Annotated in this window: 18 protein-coding genes; 4 read left to right on the top strand and 14 right to left on the bottom strand. The window is 65.9% G+C overall.

The genetic code is table 11. The annotated features are described in order from the left end of the window. Window positions 1-77: 77 nt before the first annotated feature. From FHW94_RS08165 to FHW94_RS08175, 3 genes are all read right to left on the bottom strand, one after another. The gene (locus tag FHW94_RS08165) at window positions 78-2,099 is read right to left on the bottom strand and encodes a TonB-dependent receptor (RefSeq protein ID WP_168555142.1); all 2,022 of its coding nucleotides are present in this window, start codon (window positions 2,097-2,099) and stop codon (window positions 78-80) included. Window positions 2,100-2,429: 330 nt separating this feature from the next. Beyond that, window positions 2,430-3,863, bottom strand: a complete 1,434-nt coding sequence (locus FHW94_RS08170; protein WP_168555143.1) for an aldehyde dehydrogenase — start codon at window positions 3,861-3,863, stop codon at window positions 2,430-2,432. 46 nt (window positions 3,864-3,909) lie between these two features. Then, window positions 3,910-4,764 carry a fumarylacetoacetate hydrolase family protein gene (locus tag FHW94_RS08175; RefSeq protein ID WP_168555144.1) on the bottom strand — a complete coding sequence of 285 codons (855 nt, stop codon included), beginning with the start codon at window positions 4,762-4,764 and terminating at the stop codon, window positions 3,910-3,912. A gap of 254 nt (window positions 4,765-5,018) precedes the next feature. Here FHW94_RS08175 and FHW94_RS08180 point away from each other — a divergent pair, with 254 nt between their 5' ends. Continuing rightward, window positions 5,019-5,765 (top strand): cytochrome b/b6 domain-containing protein, encoded by a 747-nt coding sequence (locus tag FHW94_RS08180; RefSeq protein WP_168555145.1) that lies wholly within the window; start codon window positions 5,019-5,021, stop codon window positions 5,763-5,765. Window positions 5,766-6,016: 251 nt separating this feature from the next. On the opposite strand, the gene FHW94_RS23015 is transcribed toward FHW94_RS08180, so the two are convergent. From FHW94_RS23015 to FHW94_RS08195, 3 genes are all read right to left on the bottom strand, one after another. After that, complete coding sequence (locus tag FHW94_RS23015) at window positions 6,017-7,015, bottom strand: hypothetical protein (protein WP_210425481.1); 999 nt, start codon at window positions 7,013-7,015, stop codon at window positions 6,017-6,019. Next, a complete protein-coding gene (locus FHW94_RS08190; protein ID WP_210425482.1) occupies window positions 7,012-7,734 on the bottom strand; it encodes a HupE/UreJ family protein in 723 nt (240 codons plus the stop codon). Before FHW94_RS08190 ends, FHW94_RS23015 begins: the two co-directional genes overlap by 4 nt. 111 nt (window positions 7,735-7,845) lie before the next feature. Continuing rightward, on the bottom strand, window positions 7,846-9,195 hold the full coding sequence (locus tag FHW94_RS08195; RefSeq protein WP_168555146.1) for a helix-turn-helix domain-containing protein: 1,350 nt from the start codon (window positions 9,193-9,195) through the stop codon (window positions 7,846-7,848). A 156-nt stretch (window positions 9,196-9,351) separates the two neighbouring features. Between FHW94_RS08195 and FHW94_RS08200 the strand changes: the two genes are divergently transcribed. Genes FHW94_RS08200 through FHW94_RS08210 form a run of 3 tightly spaced genes read left to right on the top strand, consistent with a single transcriptional unit; the run spans window position 9,352 to window position 12,235 of the window. Further along, the gene (locus tag FHW94_RS08200) at window positions 9,352-10,125 is read left to right on the top strand and encodes a c-type cytochrome (protein WP_168555147.1); all 774 of its coding nucleotides are present in this window, start codon (window positions 9,352-9,354) and stop codon (window positions 10,123-10,125) included. After that, complete coding sequence (locus tag FHW94_RS08205) at window positions 10,122-11,021, top strand: peptidylprolyl isomerase (protein WP_168555148.1); 900 nt, start codon at window positions 10,122-10,124, stop codon at window positions 11,019-11,021. Before FHW94_RS08200 ends, FHW94_RS08205 begins: the two co-directional genes overlap by 4 nt. Beyond that, window positions 11,018-12,235, top strand: coding sequence for a HupE/UreJ family protein (locus FHW94_RS08210; RefSeq protein WP_168555149.1), 1,218 nt, complete (start codon window positions 11,018-11,020; stop codon window positions 12,233-12,235). The genes FHW94_RS08205 and FHW94_RS08210 overlap by 4 nt, the downstream gene beginning before the upstream one ends. A 363-nt stretch (window positions 12,236-12,598) precedes the next feature. On the opposite strand, the gene FHW94_RS08215 is transcribed toward FHW94_RS08210, so the two are convergent. The 8 genes from FHW94_RS08215 to FHW94_RS08250 all read right to left on the bottom strand — a co-directional run bounded on the left by FHW94_RS08215 (window position 12,599) and on the right by FHW94_RS08250 (window position 18,850). Next, entirely contained in the window at window positions 12,599-13,111 is a 513-nt protein-coding gene (locus FHW94_RS08215; RefSeq protein WP_168555150.1) for a DUF6644 family protein, read from the bottom strand. Window positions 13,112-13,139: 28 nt separating this feature from the next. Further along, entirely contained in the window at window positions 13,140-13,625 is a 486-nt protein-coding gene (locus FHW94_RS08220) for a DUF6644 family protein (RefSeq protein WP_168555151.1), read from the bottom strand. Window positions 13,626-13,787: 162 nt separating this feature from the next. Then, window positions 13,788-14,306, bottom strand: a complete 519-nt coding sequence (locus FHW94_RS08225) for a nuclear transport factor 2 family protein (RefSeq protein WP_168555152.1) — start codon at window positions 14,304-14,306, stop codon at window positions 13,788-13,790. Next, window positions 14,303-15,334 (bottom strand): hypothetical protein, encoded by a 1,032-nt coding sequence (locus FHW94_RS08230; RefSeq protein WP_168555153.1) that lies wholly within the window; start codon window positions 15,332-15,334, stop codon window positions 14,303-14,305. The genes FHW94_RS08225 and FHW94_RS08230 overlap by 4 nt, the downstream gene beginning before the upstream one ends. A 32-nt stretch (window positions 15,335-15,366) precedes the next feature. Then, the gene (locus tag FHW94_RS08235; protein WP_168555154.1) at window positions 15,367-16,095 is read right to left on the bottom strand and encodes a hypothetical protein; all 729 of its coding nucleotides are present in this window, start codon (window positions 16,093-16,095) and stop codon (window positions 15,367-15,369) included. A 10-nt stretch (window positions 16,096-16,105) separates the two neighbouring features. Further along, window positions 16,106-16,510 (bottom strand): DUF6152 family protein, encoded by a 405-nt coding sequence (locus FHW94_RS08240; protein ID WP_168555155.1) that lies wholly within the window; start codon window positions 16,508-16,510, stop codon window positions 16,106-16,108. A 288-nt stretch (window positions 16,511-16,798) separates the two neighbouring features. Further along, complete coding sequence (locus FHW94_RS08245; RefSeq protein ID WP_168555156.1) at window positions 16,799-18,148, bottom strand: hypothetical protein; 1,350 nt, start codon at window positions 18,146-18,148, stop codon at window positions 16,799-16,801. A 51-nt stretch (window positions 18,149-18,199) separates the two neighbouring features. Then, window positions 18,200-18,850, bottom strand: coding sequence for a YceI family protein (locus FHW94_RS08250; protein WP_168555157.1), 651 nt, complete (start codon window positions 18,848-18,850; stop codon window positions 18,200-18,202). Window positions 18,851-19,081: the final 231 nt, after the last annotated feature.

The raw sequence follows: 19,081 nt of genomic DNA on the forward strand, positions 1-19,081 counted from the left end.
GACACGCACCACGCGTCGCGGCGGCTTGCCTGTTTCATTGCCCTTTCAGCGCGGGCGATGTTAGGTGCCTCAATCGGTCAGAAATGAACGCGAACGCCCATGCGCAGCGTGCGCGGCTCGACCACGCGGCTCAACCGCCCCTCGACCGGGGCAGCATCGAAGCCGGGAATATAGGACTGGTACCAATAGGCGATGTCCTTGTCCTTGCTGGCCAGGACGTTGAGCACTTCGCCATAGACCTGGAAGGCGCCGAAGGTTCGTGCCGCGCGGACGTTGACGACGTTGCTGCCCTTGTCCCGCTGGGAATTGTCCTCGACCAGCGGATAGGGCCCGAGATGGCGCAACCGCACGCTGGCTTCCCACGGCCCATCGACGACGGAAATACCCGCCGAGGCTGCGTTTTCAAAGGCATTGGGAATGTATTGACCGTTGTCGTAGCGGGCATGGCTGGCAGTGTAGTTGCCATCGAGCGCAAGCCACGGCACCGGGCGCCAGAACGCCACCAGTTCATAGCCGCGTCGACGGCTGGCAGCGGTGGGTTCCACGGCATTGGAATCGCCCACGAACTTCAATTCGCTGCCAAGGTCGAGCCACCAATAGGTTGCCGTCAGGCTGAAATGCCCGAGCTGGAAGCGCGCGCCCAGTTCCTTGCCCGTTCCCGGCACCAGCACGGGCACCGGCGTGGTCGTTACTGCACCACGCACGTCGTTGGAGTGGAAGCCGCGCCCCCAGCTGGCATAGAGCTCGACGTGGGGGCCGACTTGATAGGCCACTTGCAGCTTGGGCGAGAGGATCGCGTCGTTCCCCCTTCCCTGCCCCAGGGCCACGGCCTCGGGATCGAGCGCATGGACCGAATAGTGGTAGTAGTCCCCGCGCAGGCCACCAATGACGCGCAAGCCCGAAAGGGGACGCCAGGTGGCCGAAGCGTAAAGCGCTGCCGACGCTTCCTCCACCGAATAGGTGCCCTGCGACGCAACGAGGCGACGGGCATCGGTGTGCAGCACGCCGACGCGGCCGATATCGTCGTAGCGGTTTTCGGTACCGATTGTCAGCGCAAGGCGATCGGAAACGGTCCAGTCCCGGCTGCCGGTCAGGCCGTAGATCTTGCGCCGGTCGACCTGGTGGATCTGTGCGCTCTGCCCGGCCGCATCATAGTACTCGGGGTTGGAGTACATGTTCCAGTTGTAGTACTGGAAATAGGCATTGGCGCGCCAGTCTTTGCCGGTGTAGCCAACATTGCCGATCAGGCGGGTGGTTTCCCCCGTCGCGGTGGGATCGGGCGAGCAGTAGGCATTGGCACAAAACGACGAGCCGATGATCCGCTCAGGGATCTGCTCGGTCGGCCGCCAGGTGCCGCGATAGCCATGCAGAGTCACGTCGAGTTCGCCGGCGCCAACGGGCCGGACATATTTGACGAAGCCGGCATAATGGCGCAGCCGCTCGGGCTGTTGCCACGGCCCGTCATAGACCCGGTAATCGCCAACCGCGGTGAGCAGGGCGCCGTCACCGGTCTTGATCGTGCCGCCCGCCGCAAGCCGGCGATGCCCATAGGAGCCGATCTCCGTCGAAATCCACGGGGCATCGTACTTGCGGATGGTGGTCATGTAGGCCGCGCCGGCCATGGCAAAGTCGCCGCCATCGGCGCGGTAGGGCCCTTTGCGGAAATCTTCGCGCGCAACGATTTCCGGGATCAGTCCATTGAGGTCGAGATAACCCTGGCCGTGGCCGTGGGTGCGGAAGTTCATCTGCACGCCATCGATATAGGTGGTGAAGTCCGAGCCGTGGTCGAGGTTGAAGCCGCGCAGGAAATACTGGTTGGCCTTGCCGCTGCCCGAATGCTGCGCGGCGACCATCCCGGGAACGGCCTCAAGCAATTCGGCGGTGCGCAACAGCGGCCGCACCAGCAAGTCCGAACCGCTAATCGTCCCTTCGCTCGCCGATTGCGCCGTGCCGATCTTCAGTTCGCCGCGGCCGAACACGACGATGTCGGCGCCACTGGTCCCAGCCTGTGCGGACGCTGCATCCGGGGCGGGCGTTGCATCCGGGGCTGGCGTTGCCGCTTCCTCGGCGAAGGCCGGCATGGCGGCCATCGGCATCATGGCGAGGACCGCGACCGATGCGACGCGGCGAGGCAAACAGGTGTGCAAGACTTCATCCCCTCAGGTGTTCTTTGACGGCGTGGCCGGCGTACCTGTGCGGCAGCCGCGGCGAACACCGTCGGTTGGTAGGCATCGCCTTGGGGGCAAGTTATCGGGAACGCATGCACTTTACCGTTGCGATCGACGTTTTGTAACGCAATCCCCGTTCTCGTAACTATCTATGGAATATGAATTTTATTCAAAAGACATTGATAGCCCCGAAACGACGAACGCCGCCCCCACCTAGTGGCGGGGACGGCGCTTGTCAGCCAGGATCGCGCGACGCGGCGATCAGATCGGATAGTGGCCCGGTTGGGTTTCCATGGTGATCCAGCGCAGTTCGGTGAAGCTGTCGATCCCGGCCTTGCCGCCAAAGCGCCCATAGCCAGACGCGCCAACACCGCCGAACGGCATCTGCGCTTCATCGTGCACCGTCGGGCCATTGACGTGGCAGATGCCCGACTTGATCTGACGCGCCACTTTCAGGCCGCGTGCAGTATCGCGGGTAAAGACCGCAGCCGAAAGACCATATTCCGTATCGTTGGCCAGTTCGATTGCATGGGCTTCGTCGCGGGCACGAATTACGCCGACGACCGGACCGAAGCTTTCATCGCGGAACAGCTTCATGCCCTGCGTTACGCCATCGACGACATGCGCGGGCATCAGCACGTTGTGGGTGGTTTCGCCGCCGACCAGCAGCGTGGCGCCCTGCGCCAGCGCGTCGTCGACCAGCGAGCGACAATGCGCCACGGTCTTGGCATCGACCACCGCGCCCAGCGGGGTCTTGCCCTCGCGCGGGTCACCCACGGCGAGCGTTTCGACCTTCGCCTTGAAGCGCTTGGCAAATTCTTCGGCCACGGTTTCGACCACGATGATCCGCTCGGTGCTCATGCAGATCTGGCCCTGGTTCATGAACGCCCCAAACGCCGCGGCCTTGACCGCTTCATCCAGGTCAGCATCTTCCAGCACGATCAGCGGCGCCTTGCCGCCCAGTTCGAGCAGGCAGGGCTTCAAGTGGCCGGCCGCGCGGGTGGCGATGATCTTGCCAACCGCGGTGGAGCCGGTGAAGTTGATCCGGCGCACGGCCGGATGGTCAATCAAGGCACCGACGATTTCTGCGGCATCCTCGGGCGCATTGGTCACGATCTGCACCGCCCCGTCCGGCAGGCCGGCAGCCTGAAAGGCTTCGACGATAAGGGCGTGGGTGCGCGGGCACTGTTCGGAAGCCTTGAGCACCACGGTGTTGCCGCAAGCCAGCGGCATTGCAATCGCGCGCACGCCCAGGATGATCGGCGCGTTCCATGGCGCGATGCCAAGCAGCACGCCGACCGGCTCGCGCACGGCCATCGCGATGCACCCCGGCTTGTCGCTGGGGATCACTTCGCCGCCGATCTGCGTGGTCATCGCCGCGGCCTCGCGCACGATGCCCACGGCCAGCATGAGGTTGAACCCGGCCCAACCCTCCGTCGCGCCGATCTCGCCCATCATCGCGGCGATGAAGTCGGGTGCGCGCGCTTCGAGTTCGGTGGCCGCGTTCAGCAGCAACGCCCGGCGGGCATTGGGGCCAACCGCCGCCCAGGCGGGAAAGGCGGCCTGGGCCGCATCGCAGGCCGCTTGCGCATCGGCAACGGTGGCCGCGGGGGCTAGGGTGGCAACGTCACCGGTCACCGGGTTGCGCCGCGCAAAACTGCGCGGCGCCGGGGTTTCGATCTGTGCAACGCTCATCGTGCTCTCTCCCGTTGTGCAGTCGTGCTGCATTGCTTGGCCTGGTTCAGCCAGCGTCGGCAAAGCGGTTTTCGATATGGCCCAGGCCATCCACGGCAACGCGCACCACGTCGCCCGCTTTCATGAAGCGATGCCCCGCGATGCCAACGCCGGCCGGCGTGCCGGTGGCAAGCAGGTCACCCGGCTCAAGCGTCATGACCTGGCTGAGATAGGCGATCTGGTCGTAGATGTCATAGATCATCTCACCGGTCGAGGCACGCTGGCGCTCTTCGCCATTGAGTTCGAGCGTGAGCGTGAGCGCGTGCGGATCGGCCACTTCGTCGTCGGTGGTGATCCACGGACCGATCGGGCCGTGCGTGTCGAACGACTTGCCCAGCGTGAAGGTTGGCGAACGGAACTGCCAATCGCGCGCGGTAACATCGTTGCACACCACGTAACCGGCGATGACCGATCGGGCGTCCTCGCGCGAGACATGGCGGCAGCGCTTGCCGATCACGACGCCGAGTTCGGCCTCGTAGTCGACCATGTCGGGCGCAGAGCGCGGCACTTCGACTTCGGCATAGGGCCCGTTGATGCAGGTCACCTGCTTGTTGAACCAGATCTGGGTCTTGGGCGCAGTCACGCCCGCCGCTTCGGCTTCGTCGACATGCGACTGGTAGTTCATGCCGATCGCGAGGTACTTCTGGGGATCGCCGATCGGCGCTTCGAGAGTCACGTCAGCCAGCGGGAACGAAGGTTCGGACAGCGCATCGATCGCGCTGCGCAGCGCATCGAAATCTTCCAGCAGGGCGCGCATCGAAGCCCCGGCGCCGGGCGCGGCCGCGCTGATATCGACGACATGGTCGTCAACCACCTTGCCAAGGCGGGTGCGGCCATCAACGGTAAACCTGGCAAGTTTCATCGTTCGCAGTCCTTTCAGATCATCGTCCCAGAGCGGTGGCGCGGCCTTGCCGCAGGCGGCCGCGGCGGATCGCGCCCGGCCTTGGCGGCGGGAACGTCGCGCCTTGCTTTTGGCTGACTAGTTTGTACAATGATGACTGTCTAGTTCATTTTTAGCGCCAAGACGGCCAGGACAGGAACGATCCTGCGCGGCCCTGGGCACGACGAACCAAGGCCGGAAACGGCGCTCATCAATCACGGGACGGAGGATAAGGAATGGCAGCGAACGCCGCCGAGGATGGCCAGCGTTATACCCGCGTCGCGATCGTGCTCCATTGGGCAATCGCGATCCTCATTATCTACAACCTGGTCAGCGGCCTGCTGGTCTGGGACATCGGCCGGGCCTGGTTCAAGGCGCACAAGCCGTTCTATGCGTTCGGCATCACGTCGCACTTGTCCTCCGGCCTCACCGTGCTCGCGCTGACGATCGTGCGCATCGTCTGGCGCCTGATGCACGAGCCGCCCGCGCATGCGCCTGGAACAAAGACATGGGAGCGGCACGCCGCCCATCTTGCTCACTTCCTGCTTTACGCCGGGATGGTGCTGATGCCGCTGTCGGGCTGGGCGATCCTTTCGGCCCATCCGCCGGTCGGGTCGGAAGGCGCCAAGGTCGCGCGGATGGCGATGGGCGCATCGCCGATGGCCGCACCGCCCCCGGGCGCAGCCAAGGCTCCCCCGCCCCCCGGTCCCGGCGCACGTCCCGGCGGTCCGCCGCCGCCTCCGGGTATCTGGTGGCTGGTGCCCCTGCCCGCGATCACCCCGATTGCCGAGATCGGCCGCGAACCCGGCGGCGTGAAGCCGCAGATGGAACTGCACGAGGAATTCGCCGCCTGGCACAAGGTGGGCGGATACCTGATGCTGGCGCTGTTGCTGCTCCACATCGGTGCCGCCCTCAAGCACCAGTTCCTCGATGGCCAGGCCGAATTGCAGCGCATGAGCCTGCGCCGCCGGCGCGACGCCTGATCACCCAACCGCAACAATGAAGGGCCGCCGGGAGATAAATCCGGCGACCCTTTTTGTGTCTAGGTGGTGAACCACAAACGGCGAGCATATCGGGCCAAAGCGAACGCCGCGAAGGCTGGATGCCTTTGCAAGGGGCACTTTGCGCTGAGATGGCAGCCATTTCGGCGTCCCGTCGGAATTTGAACCAAAGCCCCCGCCACAACGCGGCCTTTGGCCTCAAACCTCAGTGGCGCCATTCATGAATTCACACCCTAGTCCACGCCAGGCGCGTAGACCTTATGGCAGGCGTTGCAGGCATCGTTAATTTCCATGCCGGCGGCCATATAGGTATCGTCGTTGCGGCGCCCCGTCGTCTCGGCAACGCGCAACGCCGCGGCACGCAGGCGAAGTACCGCTTCGGTCCACGCGGGCTGGTCCACGCGGCGCCCAGGGATGAGCAGGACATTGCTCAGTTCGGCCAGCATCTGCGCATCGTTGCGCGCTTCCTGCCACTCCTGGTCGGTGCTGGGAAACAGCGAGCGGAGGCCCTTGTCGTCCGAGACATAGCCCTGTCGCTTCCATGTCTGCTGCGCAGCGTGGCTCATCACCTCGGCCATGAAGCGCTTCATCGGCAGGCGCGTGTCATAGGGCGTGGCATCACCACCCGTTCCAGACGCGGCGGCGGTGGTCGCCCCGGCAGTGGATCCGCCAAGCGGCGCAAAACGCTCGACAGGGCCGCGCACCGTCGCGGTGATCACCACCGGGCTGGTGCCCGTGTTCTTCCAGAACCAACCGTGACGCCCGGTAAATCCGGCTGTGAAGCGACCTTCGCCATGCGATGCCGTCCCGCGGGCATAGGAGGTGTAATCGCCCGGCCTTGCCGGCCGTTCGGGATCGCCGTGGAATTCAAACTCGACCGGCTGGCCGTCGGTCGCCCACTGATAGGTCATTGCCACGCCGGCGGCCATCACCGCCTTGGCCTCGCGCCCTCCATAGGGGCCGATCACCATGCGCACTTGCCGCGCGCCATCGGGCAAGGTCGTCACGCTGTCACCCGCCGTGGCAGTGGCGGCAAGCCCGGCTCCATCGCGCTGGGCAACCTTCATCGCCCCCATCTGCGTCAGGCCCAGCACGCGGCCCAGCCCGGTGATGTCGATCCCCCGCTCGGCGGGCAGCACCGCCACCACGAGGATCAGGGCGGACATACCGACGGCGGCAGCCACGGCGGTATTGAGACCACGCCGCGACAGCGGCTCGGGTGAAACGGTCACGCGGCACCTCCTGCGATGAGACCGGCAATCTGCTGGCCGAAAAGAACAAGACCCGCCGTCATTAGGGCGACGTTGGCGACCAGCGCCTGGCGAGGGAAACGGGGGCTGCGGCGCCACCACGACATCACCAGCACGATTGCGCCCAGCGCCATCAGCTGGCCCGCCTCGACCCCCAGGTTGAAGGCGACGAGATTGACCACCAGCCCGTCCCTCGCGAGGCCGAGATCCTGCAGCTTGGTGGCAAGACCCAGGCCGTGGCACAGGCCAAAGCCGAGCACCATCAGCCGCGGGTCGGGCCGCCACCCAAACCAGCGGGTGAAGGCATCGAGATTATCGAGCGCCTTGTAGACGATCGAAAGCGCAATGATGGCGTCGACGGCGCGAGGATCGACCGGTAGCGCCAAAAGCACGCCGAGGATCAGCGTAGCGCTGTGACCAAGCGCGAAGAGCGATACGTAGAGTGCGACCTGCCGCCAGCGAAACAGGAAGAACACCACCCCCACCAGGAACAGCAGGTGATCCGTGCCCGTCACCATATGTTTGGCGCCCAGATAAGCGAAGGGACCCGGCTGGATGCCATGGGTCAGCGCCAGGAACCCACGATCGCCCTGGGCCACATCGTGCGCCAGCGCCGAGCCGGCCAGGCTGAGGAAGGACGCCAGGGCCATCACCCCAGCGCACCCGGCCCGCAGCGCCACCGAAAACCGCCTGCCGTCCATCGCTCTCCCCTGCCTCGTTTGTGCAGAAGGACTGCGCTAGCGGGATCGGGTCACGCTAGTTTCGTACGGTGACGAATAAGATGAAACGCGCTTTTCGGGGTTGCCGCCGCTTCATCTTGCGCTGGCGGCGGGGCGTGGCGACGCGGCCGGCACAGGGCTCGACGGCGCGATGTCCCCAGGCTGCCAGATCCCGCCGTCGCGGATGGGCCGGGCAAGGACGAGCGAACTGCCCAGGTTGAGGTTACCCTGGGTGCGCACTTCGAACAGCGCCTCGAAAGCCCCATCGCCGGTGCGCGTGTCGATGGCATCAAGCTGCGCGCGATCGGCGGCGATCTCGGCCATTTGCACCACTGCCGCGTCGCGCGTGCCCGCCACGATGACGATGCGATTACCGGTTGGCCCGATCAGGCTGGCGATATAGCCATAATCGCGTTGCGGCACCTTTCCGGCCGCAACCAGGCTCCAATCGGAGCGGAACCGTCTGCCGCTGGCCTTGTCGACCAGTTCGTCGAAATCCTCGCCCAGCCGGAAGCCCGAGGCGCGGAACAGCGGATCCTGCAAGGGGCCAAGGCCGCTGAGGAAACCGATGTAGACAATGTTGGCGGCCTTGAACACGTCGGGCTTCACGTCTGACATGGCTTCTACCGGCGGCCGCTCGGAACTGCGCATGGCTGCGGCATTGACCGTGGGGAGTATGCTGCGCAGCGCCATCCCGGTGCTGACCGGCAGGTAATGCAGGTCAAGGTCCATGTTCTGGCCGACCTTGTCGGGATTGAGCAGCAGGTAGGCATCGAGATCGGCGCGCGAATTGATCGCGAAATCGCGTACCAGGCGAGTCACCACGATCCCGTCGCTCGCCTCGCCATAGACATAGTAATCGCCCAGCACGACCATCATCGGCCGGCGATTGTCGAGCAGCGGCTTCCATAGCTTGTTGAGCACCGGGCCAGCACCAACGGGTGGCCGCGTGCTGTAGATTGCCCAGCAGACAAGATTGAGCAGCACCAGGCCGATCGCAAGCGCGACGAAGGGCCGATCGGCCAGCCGCCGACGCCAGCCGGGCTGTGGCGCTGCATCGACAGGAGACGCGGGGGCCAGGGCAGCCGGTGCCGCGGCGGCCGCCTCGGCGTCTTCGGGCGTTGCCAGGACAAGGCGGTATTCACCCAGCGGGATCGACAGCCGATCGCCCGCTTCCGTCGCACGCGCATAGTGTTCGCCCAGCTTGCGCCGCAGCCGGTGGATGTAGACCCGCACCGATGCGTCGAGCATAACGTCGAAATCTTCGCGCTTGGCAAACACCTCCTGCGCGATCTCGATCTCGCGCGGGGTCTGCCCCTCGAGCGAGCGGGCAAGCAGGTAGTCGAACAGGCGGATCAACGGTTCCGACCGGCCCAGGTCGCCGCTCTCGCGGACGCGGGTCGCCTCGGCCGCGAGCCGTTCGCCATACGTGGTCTCGGCCAAGTTCATCCCCCCTCGCTACCAAGCCTGCCGACACGGGCAAGCGCAAAGTGCATTTGGCCGCTTACCGCCCGGCTCGGGCCCGTTACGCAAGGTGTAACCTGAAGATAACTGTACGTTGCTGGACGCAAGACTGGGGAAAAGCCACGCGACTGTTCGATGACCGCACCATCTTCGAAAGCCGCGCCACCGCGCGCGCGCCGCCTGCTCCTCATCTTGCCGCTGGTCGCGCTCGGCACGTTGGCGATCGCCGTCGCCATGTCGCACGGCGGCAAGGCTGCCGGCGTGTTGCGCGCAGACCCTGAGACGATCCTTGACGATCCCGCGCTGCGCGAAACCGCGCTCAAGGCCGGGAAAGAGGTTTTTGCGCAGCATTGCGCCGCGTGCCACGGTGAAAACGGCAAGGGTGACACCCGTATCGGCGCGTCCGACCTGACCGACCGCGACCGCCTTTATGGGGATGGCACGGTGTCGCAGATCGAGGACATCGCACGCTATGGCATCCGCGCCGGCAACAAGCGCGGCTGGAACCTTGCGGTGATGCCCGCCTATGCCTCGCCCGTGCCCGACAAGGCCGAAGCGCTGCCGCCGCAAAAGCCCGCCGACATCGAGGCGCTGACCCAGTTGCTACTCTCGTTCACCGCGCGGGCCACCGACGAAGCCGCCGTCGCGCGCGGGCGGCTGGTCTATTCGAAGGCCGGCTGCTGGGACTGCCACGGTCGTGACCTGGGCGGCGATCCGGCAATCGGTGCACCCAACCTTACCGACGATGTGTGGATCTACGGCGGCCGCGCCGACGATATCCGCCGCTCCATCTCGCATGGCCGCGCCGGCACGAGCCCGGCATTCGGCCGCACCCTCACCCCCGCGCAGCTGCGCAGCGTCGCGGTCTATGTGGCCTCGCTGTCGCGAACCGAACAGGACGGGAAATGACCAACCAGATTGCCTCACCCGACGGGCCTCGCGCCTGGACCCGCGACCTCGACAAGCCCATGGCGCGGCGCTCGCTGCTGCTCGCCGCAGCCGGCGCGCTCATCGGCCTGGGCATCGCCGGCTATGGCCTGTTCACCGCGCAAGGCACCCGCACGGCATCGGTGCCGGCCGAAGACGCCGCGCTGGTCAACAACGTGCCGGTGCTGCGCGCCGACCTGATCGCCCAGACCACCGCGCTCCACGGCATTCCTTATGCGCAGGCAAGCCAGGCGCAGCGCAAGGCCGTGCTCGACGGCATGATCCGCGAAGAGCTTTACGTCCAGCGCGGGATCGAAATGGGCCTGGCCAACGACGATATCGATGTGCGCCAGGCGCTGGTCCAGGCCACCGAGGGACAGATCGCGCAAGATGCCGCCACGGCCAAGCCGGCCGAGGACGAATTGCGCCATTGGTATGACACCCACCGAACCCAGTATGCCAGCGAAGGCATGATGACGCTGCACGAATGGCTTGCCCCGCGCGGGGCCGATGCGGCGCGGCTCGTTGCCTCTTTGCGCGCCGGGGCCACGCCCGCCTCGCTCGGCCTGCGCACGACCGGCCGTGTCGACGATGGCGAGGAATTCTACTTTGCTGCCGAGGAACACCTGGGCAAACCGCTGTTCGCCATTGCCAGGACGATGGCCGATGGCGCGGTTTCCGACCCGCAACCGGCGCCTGATGGGATGCATATCCTGCAGATGGTGCGCAACCGTCGCCCGGTGCCGACCGCGTATGATGCCGTGCGCGACCAGGTTTTGCGTGATTTCATCGCCGACAAGGTGGCGCGCCTGCAGGATGGCAACAACCGCTTCCTGCGCAAACGGGCCGATATCAAGATCGCGGCCGATCTCAAATGAGCCCGCGCCCCCTTGCCCGGCTGCTGCTGGCCCTGGCCGCTGCGCTGTTTGCGCCGTTTTCTGCCGCAAGCGCGCACACCCGCTCGGAATCGCATTCGACCTGGCTGGTCGATGGCAGTTCCGTCCACCTGACCTTTTCGGTGGCTGATCTGGAGGCGCGCCGGCTGACACCCGACGGACGCCCACCCAACAACCCGCAGCTGATCGGCTACCTCCTGCCGCGGGTGGGTGCCACCGCGGGGGGCAAGGCCTGCCCCCTCGCCGGCAAGCCCCGTCCGGTTGCCGCGGCAACCGGCTATCGCCGGGTCGAATTCTTCTACGATTGCCCGTCGAGCGAAGGCATCGTGCTGCACGACACCGCATTTTTCGAAATCGTGCGAACCCACGTCAACATGGCGCAGATCCAGACGGCGAAGGGCGATTTCGCCGAAGACGTGCTGACCGCCGAGTCGACCGAAATCGACATGACCAGCGCGCAGGGCGGCGAGATCGAGGGCGCCGGGTTCTTCACGTTCGTGAAGATGGGCATCATGCACATCTTTACCGGCGTCGATCACATGAGCTTCCTGCTCGGCCTGGTGCTGATTTCGCGCCGATTCAAGGACCTGATCTTCGTGATCACCGGGTTCACCATCGGTCACAGCCTCACTCTGGCGCTGGCGGTGACCGGGATCATCCGCCCGCATGCCGAATTCATCGACGCCCTGGTGGCGCTGACGATCGCGCTGATCGGCGTGGAAAACCTTGCCGTGCAAATACGTCGGCCCGGCCTTTTCGCGCTGTGGACCGCCGGCGCGCTGTTCGGCATGGCCGTGCTCAAGCTGCTGGGCATAGGCCTGCTGCCCTTTACCTTGCTGTTTGGCGCCGGGCTTTTTGCCTCGAACTATCTGATGGTGGCCGGCCATGTCCGCGATGCCGATCGCCTGCGCCTTGTCGTCACGCTGGTGTTCGGTTTGATCCATGGCTTCGGCTTTGCGGCCGACCTGCTCAACGAATCGATCCCGCCAGCCAAGCTTGCCGAGCTACTGGTCGGGTTCAACCTGGGCGTGGAAATTGGCCAATTGACGGTCGTCTCGTCGCTGGTGGCCGTGGTCACCGTGCTGCGCCGCTATCGCCTTACACTGCCGCGCCCGATCACCGTTGACTTGTGCGCCTCGTTTCTCGTGCTCGAGGGCGTCTACTGGTTCGTCAGCCGCAGCTACAGCCTGAGCTGACCACCGCTGTTCCCTGCCCCACCCGGGGCGCTTCCCACCTGCGCCCTTCTCTTCGGAGAAGGGCGTTTTTTTTGCGCCCAGCGCCGCGCCAGGCGCAGTGCCACGCCACCCGTGTGGCACCCCATTGGATACGCACGCCGTGCCGCTTCTGCGCCCGGCATTCGCCTCGGATCGAGCTTGCGCGCAGGACGGGCACAGCAACCCTCGCCCTGCCCAACGCCGATCAGGCGGCAACCCAACGTCCACGCCAAAGGACCCTGCCGTGCTGCACACCACCCCTGCGCAATGCTGCACGCAAAAAAGCCGGGCCGACCCCTTGAAGGATCGGCCCGGCTCGTTCGGGCAATGCATTGTGCCAGGCGATCAGGCCAGCGGGTAGGCGTAGCCGATCCAGCGGCCAAGGAAGATGATCACCAGCCACAGCGTGAGCGACGTGACGCCGGCAACGCGGGCGCTGATGGGCGTGGGCAAGCGATCGTCCCACTCGCCGATCTTGCGATAGGCGGTCATGTGGAACACCGCCATGTTGATCCCGGCAATGGCGATCGCCACAAGCTTGAGCCGGAACGGAATGCTCTCGGCATAGCCGGTGGCGTTGGACACGAACAACAGCGAGCCGGTGATCGCCGCGATCACGAACGCAACCCAGGTAAAGGGCAGCATATCCATGATCAGCTGGCGGGCGCCACGACGATGCGAGGCAAAGCCGAGCAGGCGCAGGTCGACGATCACGATGGTGCCGACCACGACGGCAATCATCAGGACATGGGTGCTTTCGATCCACGGAAACAGCGTGCCGCTTTCGCGGATGGCCGTGGCGATCGACGAATCGTAGAGCGCCTGAAGCAGGCCGCCTTCGGAGCCATCGGGTTCCATCTCTTATCCTCCAGACAAATTTCGTTTTTTACAGGTAGGCGATCCAGCGGCCGCAGAAGATCACCACGATCCAGATGCCCAGCGAAGCCCAGGCCAGCGGCTTGACCAGCGCAGCGGCGCGGGCGTGCTCGGCCCGGTATTCGGGGTGCAGGATCGGATAGCGGAACAGCAGGGTGAGCACGAAGCCGGTCAAGACCAGCGCCATCTTCGCCCAGAATGCAGTGTTGGTCAGCACGCGGTAGGGTTCTGCCATGCCGAGCACCAGGCCGCTGCACAGCAAGATCGCCAGCGACGTCCACATCCATGGCAGATGGCGGCGGACCACTGCCTGGGGCGTCTCGTCGGTGGCGAGCACGCCGGCAAGGCGCAGGTCCATCACGATCGCCGAGCCGACGACGCCGGCAATGGCGATGATGTGGATGCTCTGCACCGTGGGGATGATCCAGGTGGCTTCACGGATGCTCGTGCTGAGCTCGGAGCTATAGAGATTGCTTGCGAACTGTTCGACGGACATGTCGGTGGGTTCCTCGGGATTGGCAGGCAGTCGGCGTTCATCGGAAGTGCCGGCGGCGCGAGCGGCCGGGATGCACCTCCACGCATGCAGCGATGACCGAGCCTGCGGGACAACGCTTGTTATTTACGGTTCCAGGCAACAAAGCCCGGCGTAACAAGCACGTTACGGTTGCGCCGGGGCGGGTGCACCGCCGCCTGCGGGCGGCATCGGCGTTCCAACGTCCCAGTGCTCGACCAGTTGGCCATGAGCGATGCGGAACATGTTGAAGATATAAGTGGGTCGCGGGCGGCCGTCGGGGCCGGGCAGGTCCCGTGCGGTCAACAGCATGACGCGGTCGCCTTCGGCCATGACCGCGACGGTGCGCGCCGGGGGCATGCCCTTCATTGCCGGCATCGCCTCGAACATGGCAATCAACTTGTCCCGCGCGCTGCCCGGTCCAGGCAGGTCTGCCAGGCCCGCAGCGTGCTGCACATAGTCGGGCGAGAGGAAGCGCTCGGCAATGCCCCGGATGCGCTCGCGGGTCGTGCCAGCGGCATCCGCCTCGTCAAGCGCGCGATAGAATTCGAGCACCAGTTGCTTGTTCGCAGCCTCGGCCGGCACCGGGTGGGCACCGGCTGAAGTCGCGACCGCGAACAGGCCCGAAAGCGCCACCGCCAGGGCGCCCTTGCGGAGCGGGCTCATTCCTGCGGCTCGGGAACAAGGCCCGCATCGGGGCTGACGCTGGGATCGCCGACCTGCTCCTCGCAGTTGTATTCGGCAAAGACGGCCTGGTGCGGAATCCAGCCATAGCTGCGCACGATCGTCCACGGCGCGGTATAATACGTCGGGTCGACGATGGTGGTGGCAATTTCCAGGAAGGGAACATGGCCGCCATCATCGACCTTGCGGATGCGCTGGATCAGCTTGCCTTTGGCCGACAGCGGCGTGCCATCCACATCGAGCCAGATCGCCTGGCGGAAATCGCTGCTCTCGACCACCAGAGTGTTGCCATCCCAATGCCCGACCGAGCGCCCCATGTATTGCTTGGCGACCGGCAAAGGCGCGCGCTGCGGATCGAGCGAGATGTACCAGCGTCCGTGGTACTCCTCGAACACGAACTCGACGTAATCGCGCGTCTGGGTGATCAGGAACGGAAAATTCAGGTCCCGCTGCCACTGCGGGCCAGGCGGCCGGCAGATCGCGGACGCATTGATGAACGGTGTGCCTGCTACCAGCGACTTGACGCGCCGCGCCAGCACTTTGGCACCTTCCATCGTATAGGGCGCCGGAGCGCCATAGATATCCTTTTGCGAACGGAACTGCAGAGGCTGGTTGTTGAACCAGGTGCCCTGGAAATCGCGCGGGTCCGACGCCGGCATGGCAGCATCGGCCGGCAGCGGCGGACGCGGCGGCAGGACACCGGGCCCCGGCGGCGGCAGTTCGGCCACCAGCTTCTGTGCCGGGGTCAGGACTGGCCCGGGGGGCGGGCTCCCAGCGGGCGGGCCGGCCGAAGCGCCGGGCGGCAGGCGAAGCTGGCCACCTTGCGCGGGCGGGCCATCAGCACCGCCGGCCGGCGGTGCCTGGGTGGCGGAAACACCCGGCGGTGGCCCGGCAGGCGGTTGTTGGCCTTGGGCCAGCGCCGGGGCGGACGCTGCCGAGAGCAGCAACGCGAGCGCGGAAGCGACCGTGCCGCTCCTCCGCCCGCCCGGAAACGGAAAGGGGATCGTCATGCAGACTTGCTCCAGATCGGGTGGCAGGCGCCTCAGCCGGGGAATGCCGGCTTGTGGGCGGTGATGCGGTCGAGGCAGACATCTTCGGGGAAGATCGCGTCGGGCTGGCGCTTGTAGGTCACCACCGCTTCCCAGGGATGGGTGAAGTAGGCCGGATCCTCGATCGTAATGCGATCCTCGAGCGTGTCGGCATCGAGCAGGCGATAGCGCTCGGTCACCTTGAGGTCGTATCCGTGCGGGACAAGATCATCGATCAGCGTGCGGTCGGAAGCGCCTTCCATTACCGAAACCAGCGTATCGCCTTCCCAGTGTCCCTTGGACTTGCCGGTGGCAGTGGGCACCAGGCCCTGCCCCAAGAGATCGGGCTGGGGCGGCACACCCACGTTGATCTGGCGCAGCGCGCGGTTCCATTCATAGTCGAACGTCACCACGCCCTGGCGATACCAGATCTTGAAACGCATCGGCGACAAGGCCAGCCGCGGCACGCCAGGATTGGAGCAGCGCGACAGGGTGATGTCATAGTCGTCGATCTTGTTCTGCGCCCGCAGCTTGCGATTGGCATCATAGGCCTTGCGGCCCTCGGCGGTAAACGGCACGGCGCCGGCAACAGGCTTGAGCGTCGTGGTGGGTGTGGCGATCTTCCACACCCCCTCGATCGCTGGCTTGGCGGGCTGGGCTGCGGCCTGGGCAGCGCCGCCCAGCAGGACAGCCGCCAGCAAGGCGCGCAGCGCCGGGCGCGCGCGGGTGGTTTCGATCGCCATGTCGGATCCTTCAGTTGCCGCCCGCGCGGGCGGCTTCGACGTCGGAAAAGGTCTTGCCGCTGGGCAGGCGCAGGCTCGCCATGGCCCCGCCGGGCTGGCCGCTGATGTTCGGGTGGAACACCACCTTGACCTTGTCACCACGGCGGAAATCGCGGGGCGTCAGACCCTGCTTGGAAAACATCAGCGGGCTGCCGGCCACGATCGACATCTGCCGCTCCTGCCCCTTGTCGATGTAGATCAGCACCATCGAGGAGTGCGGCGCGCCCCAGCGGAATTCCTTGAGCGTGCCATCGACCGACACCGTGCGGTTCATGTCGTAGGCCGCAAAGGAGTGGTGCGCCAGCGCCGGTGCGGAAAGGCCGAGGGCCACCGCCGCAAGGGGCGCCGCCAGCCGTGCTCTTTTCAACGTGATCATTATGTTACTCCAAACGGGCGGCCCCGGATGGACGGCACGGACGATGCCTTTCCGGCACGTCCCTTCATAACGGCGGCACAGCTGCGCCACCGCCAGGATCGGCCGGTCGCTTGCGCAGGTCATGCAAAGTCCGCAATCGGACTGGCGCCTTGCAGGCAGGACCGGGCCGTTGGCTCGTCGTGCGGTTCCATCCTTGCCCCCCACCCCATGACGGTGAGCGTCAGGTTGACCGCATGCTAGATCGCTATGCCGCAGAAGTTAGATGAATCATCTCGTTGGCAGGAGCGGTCAGGCCACCGCGCGCAGAACCTCGGGCAAGGGCTGCATGACATCGAGCTTGAGCTGGGCAAGCGCGTCGGCAGCGGCAACATCACCGGCCTGGATCGCCGCGAGAATGCGCCGGTTGAGCGCAATCACATCACCGCGGTCCACCGGGGGCATCGGGTCTGCCGCCAGGAACACGCTCGCCACGCCCAGCGAGCGCACGACCATGGCCAGCAGGGCGTTCCCGCTCAAATCGAGCAACAGGTTCTCGAGCGTCAGGGCCTCGAACGCATCGTGCTTGGGCACGGTCAAGGCCGGGGCGACAAGGCGGCCGGCAAGCTGCCGCGCCGCAGCCAGGCCCGGCGCTCCGCTCACCAGCAGGGAGATAGCCTCGCGATTGTCGCGCGGCGAGGTGGCGCTGGCCATGAGGCAGGGCGCCAAAAGGCGGATCACCCCAGTCGGCGCGGCCGGCGGCGCCAGTTCGGCGCCCTTGCGGCCCTGGCGGCAGCGCACGATGCCGAAGTCCTGGAGGATGCGGCGCGCCTGGCGAACCACCGCGTCGGTATAGCCCAGGCGCATCGCGGTTTGCCATTCGGCTTCCTGGCTGGCAGGACTGCCGCTCAACTCGCGGGTCAGCCGCGCGGCAAGCGCCATGGCAGACTTGCGGCCAGACAGCGAAAACGCCCGCTCCGCGATTTCCAGCGAAATGATCGGTGACGCCGCCTGGTCGCTTGCCCCCAGCACATCGAGCCTGGCGATGGCCGCGGCAAGATTGCCGTTGCAAACCGCTTCGGCAAACACCGCATCGTCATCCGGCGCCTCTCGCCCGGCGGCCGTGCGCACCAGCATTTCGGCAAGCCGTGCCAGCAGGACCATCGTCGTGTTGCCGGTCTGTTCTGCCAGCGCCACGGCAAAGCCGTGCGAAGCGCCCGGCGCGGTGGACGCCACCGGCGCGATCCGCCGGCGGATCGCCGCGCTGGCAACCATGCGCCACACCAGTTTCCGGAATTCCTCGATCGCCGCGCGCGTTTCGCCGGCCAGCGCAAGATACATCAGCACCGCGCCGACAATATCTTCGAGCGCGGGCGCAGCCACGAACAACCCGCCACCCGGCCCGCGCCGCACGTCGAGCAGGCCACGCGCTTCGAGAATGGTGATCGCCTCGCGAAAGGCGGGGCGGCCAAGGCCAAGGCGCTTGCGCACGTCGGGCAGCGCGCCGAGCGACTGGCCAACCGGCCAGCCCTGTCGCAGCAGGCCCATCTCCATGTCGTGCACCGCCTCGTGCGCCAGACTTGCCGGATCGAGCGCTCCAAGCATGCAGGCGCTGATGCGCTGGAGTTCGTCCGCGCCGCCTGCCCGCGTAAGGTCAGCCATAACCACTTTCCGCCTTCTCCCAAGGTCCTCTCGCGCCGGCCGATTTTCGGCTCAGCCCTTTATGAATTCTGCGTCGAGGACGACCGTGACCTTGCCCACCATGCGCGACATTTGCGTCTGAGTAAATTGGGTGGTGTCGATAACCATCGAGCCCGTAAAGCCTGCCGTTGGCGCCCCTGCCATCGAGCGACCGACGCCGACGAGTTCTGCCTCGATCGTAGCGGGCTTGGTCACGCCCATCAGCGTCAGGTCACCATCGATCAGCGCATGGCCGGGCGTGGTCTGGCGCACGCTGCGCGACACGAACCGAGCCTCGGGATAGGCGGCAACATTGAGCGATTGCGCGCTTTCCGGGGGAATCTTGTAGACGATCGGAGCGTAGAAGGGCTTGGCGTCAACCGTCACGTCCAGCGCGATGGCCCCGGCATTGGCGGGATCCCACTGCAAGGTGCCCTGGCGCACGCCAAAGCGCAGCACGTTGTAGGACATGCCACGGTGCAGCACGCGTGCAACCACCGACGAATGTTCCAAGTCGACGTTATAGCGGCCCGCGGGCGCCGCGGCCGGATCCTTGCTGGCCGGGGCCATGGCCACGGCCGGCGGCATCGGCGCGTTGGCCGGCGCACCCTGCGCATGAACGAAACCGGCGATGCCTGCCGGAATGGCGGCCATGGCAATCAATCGTCCCCAGGTCATGCCCATCGTGAACTCTCCCGTTTGCGGTGCCGGAACCGACCGGTCTTCCGTTTGGCGCCGCAATGAAACGCGGCCGCCACGCGCCGGCCCATGCCGGCAGAAACCTTGGCCACGGGCCAGAATCGGTGCAAAACTGCCGATGCCGCCTGCGACTCCGAATTATTTGACCTATTTAGTCATATTTGAACATTACGGTCAAGTAAGGCAAAAATAGTGCTGCGGCTTGGGGCGGACCCT

The organism is Novosphingobium sp. SG720, from assembly GCF_012275365.1.
GTDB classification, from domain to species: Bacteria; Pseudomonadota; Alphaproteobacteria; order Sphingomonadales; family Sphingomonadaceae; genus Novosphingobium; species Novosphingobium rhizosphaerae.